This window comes from Pseudoalteromonas sp. MelDa3, assembly GCF_002863625.1.
Taxonomy (GTDB): Bacteria; Pseudomonadota; Gammaproteobacteria; order Enterobacterales; family Alteromonadaceae; genus Pseudoalteromonas; species Pseudoalteromonas arctica.
The window spans coordinates 1-2564 of sequence record NZ_PJBR01000186.1 but is presented as its reverse complement, the minus strand read 5'-3'; the positions used below and the strand labels follow the sequence as shown (position 1 = coordinate 2564).

The 2564-nt window shown below is 37.0% G+C and carries 4 protein-coding genes; all 4 read right to left on the bottom strand.

All coding sequences use genetic code 11. The features are described from left to right. Window positions 1-357 (bottom strand): ATPase (locus tag CXF89_RS18925; protein WP_121955462.1); only part of this gene is annotated, 357 nt, incomplete at its 3' end. A 415-nt stretch (window positions 358-772) separates the two neighbouring features. After that, on the bottom strand, window positions 773-1063 hold the full coding sequence (locus CXF89_RS18915; RefSeq protein WP_121955461.1) for a type II toxin-antitoxin system RelE family toxin: 291 nt from the start codon (window positions 1061-1063) through the stop codon (window positions 773-775). Then, window positions 1053-1304 (bottom strand): type II toxin-antitoxin system Phd/YefM family antitoxin, encoded by a 252-nt coding sequence (locus CXF89_RS18910; protein ID WP_121955460.1) that lies wholly within the window; start codon window positions 1302-1304, stop codon window positions 1053-1055. Before CXF89_RS18910 ends, CXF89_RS18915 begins: the two co-directional genes overlap by 11 nt. A gap of 89 nt (window positions 1305-1393) precedes the next feature. Further along, window positions 1394-2404, bottom strand: coding sequence for an RDD family protein (locus CXF89_RS18905; protein ID WP_121955459.1), 1011 nt, complete (start codon window positions 2402-2404; stop codon window positions 1394-1396). Between the last annotated feature and the right edge of the window lie 160 nt (window positions 2405-2564).

The window sequence follows — 2564 nt, the reverse complement described above, 5'->3', positions numbered from 1 at the left end:
AGGTTCTATGGAGATGTCATCACTTTTACCTAAACAATTACCAACAAATTTGCCGTTCTCATCAAATGTAGAAGCGATAACACCACCAGCATATATGCTTTCGTTGGTTATATTTTTTAGCTCTGCGGTTATTCTTACGCGCCCATTTTCTTTAAAAATATCAGAGAGAGTAAGTTTGTAATCATTACTTAAATCAGACGTGCTATCTAATACTTTATTAGAAACCAGCTCTTTAAATCCACTATCAACTTCAGCTGCTATTGTTAGCGCATATACACTGATACCTCCAAGAGTTGCGATTACAAACCCAACTCCCCAAAAAAAGCCCTTTATCACCTCATTAAAATTATTACTCATTTTATTTCCTTGCAATACTTTCTACTGAATTCATAACATTTATCATTTTATGATCCATAATACCAACTAAGCGCCGCTACTGTGCTGTGGGTTCCACCTTTAAAATAGCGATTAAGATAATTATTACCCCAAAGGCACATGACATCGATAATTAATAAGATATATCCGTTAATGTTCTTGGTTATAACTTGATGGTAAATAAACACTATAACCGCGCTGTTCAGTTAAAATGCTAGATTTAACTGATAGGTTTTGGCTAAAGTAATAGACTCTGAGGCATTTGTATTTACGGTAAAAAATAAATATATTGCGGATAAGACTTCCATACCTATCCTTGTATTAATAACGAACCAAAAAGAAACGTCTGGCTTTCTTTGAGGAATCAAAACACCGCTTTTACAGCTCAGCAACCAAGCTATTCTTCAACTCGCGATGCTAACTTTTTATATATTGCATCTTTATCGCGTTTACCAATTGCCAGTACATAAACCACAACTTCGTCATCAATAACTTCGTAAGCTAGGCGATATCCTGCCGTACGCAATTTTATTTTATAAACATTATCAAAGCCTCGCAACTTGGATGCAGGCACATGCGGGTTGTCTAAGCGCTCAGTAAGCTTCTTTTTAAACTGGCTTTTAAGTGGAGGTGCAAGCTTTCCCCACTCTTTTAGTGCTGCAGGTAAAAACTTTAGCTTATAAGTCATCTATACTAACTTCAACCGCTTGAGATAAATCGCCTCTGCGGCTCTCAACAACTTTAGTTAGTTCATAATCATCTAGCTGTTCCATTAGTAGCTCATACATTTGTGCAGGCACTAAATAAGCTGCAGGTTTGTTATGATTTAATATTGCTATTGCAGCGCCATCTGCTTCATTTAGAAGCGCCGTTGGATTTTTTTTAAGTTCTGAAATACTTGCCGAACAATCAGCTAAAACTTGTCTCATAAAACACCTAAAAAGAACTAAATTAAGCCCTAATTTTAGACCTTTTTTTTATTTATAGCTATTCTTTTTTATAATCTTGTTAGTTTTTGTTACTCCTTCACTGCATCTACAACCGTTTCAACGTTCACTGGTTGGTTCAAACTTCCCTGAATAACTACCGTGGCTGATATCTTATCTTGAATAGCTTGTCTGTTTGGATCCCAATATATCTGTAAAAACCCCAATAACCCGGTGGCAAAGCCTGCACCGTAGCCGCCGTAGCGACCAAAACAATCTAATAAACCCAATGGCTCGCCGCTTAAGGCGACAACACGGATATTACAAACCTTTTTACCCGGTGTTTGGCCGCGCCAAAGTAACGAGAACAACGTAAAGTAAACAGCAGCCCAGCCAAAACCTAAGCCTAAGTCTTGAATAATGCCTTTGCTCCACTGCAAAATACTATTTGTGGTTGTTTGTGCAGGTTTTTCTTCTATTAACTGTGCAGGCTTTATTTCGTTATTTTCACTGAGTACTAATAGTTGTAAAAGTACGGTAGCAAGTTGTGGGTTTTGTAGGTCGTCCATCTCTGCTAATTTGGGAACTTCCCCTATTAAATTATCAAGTGCGTTTTGTTGGCAAGGTTGATCACAGCTGTCATCGGCTGTTTGCGCTAAATAAGTATTTACCTGTTTTTTTTCTGTGGCGGTAAGCAGAATTTCATCTTGTATTTTTACACCCTGAACAGCCAAACTTTGATCTGCGTTATCGTCTTCTAGGTAATCTATGCCAATTGAAAGCACAGTAAGTGCGCTTACAAATAAAATACTTGCTGCCGTTACTTTTAAGATTCTTCGCCACACACTCGACATTTTTGGAAGGTATTGCTGAGCCGTACCTTTATAAAAAGCCATTGCAGCGACAAATGCTATTAAAGCCGCGCTGAGCTTGGCTGCTAAAAATATCAGTGCAACATCAATAATAATCGCTAATGCACGCCTACTTGGTGTAGCCAAAGGCAAGCCTAGTAAAGCATTGTCAATTTTAAAGGCGTAGGGTGTAATAACTTCTCGGGTTTCAGAATTTGATAATTCTAATTGTTCTATCTCTTTGGCTTTCATTTATTTTCTTGTTATTAAAATAGGTAACTCGGTTAACTTACGCGTTTTTTATTTTTTGCTCAAGATTAACTCTGCATTATTTTGAAGAAAATCGACCTCACAAATACTAAAAGTTACAACCGTTTACAAATATAAAGTTAACATAATTTACAAAAGTAAC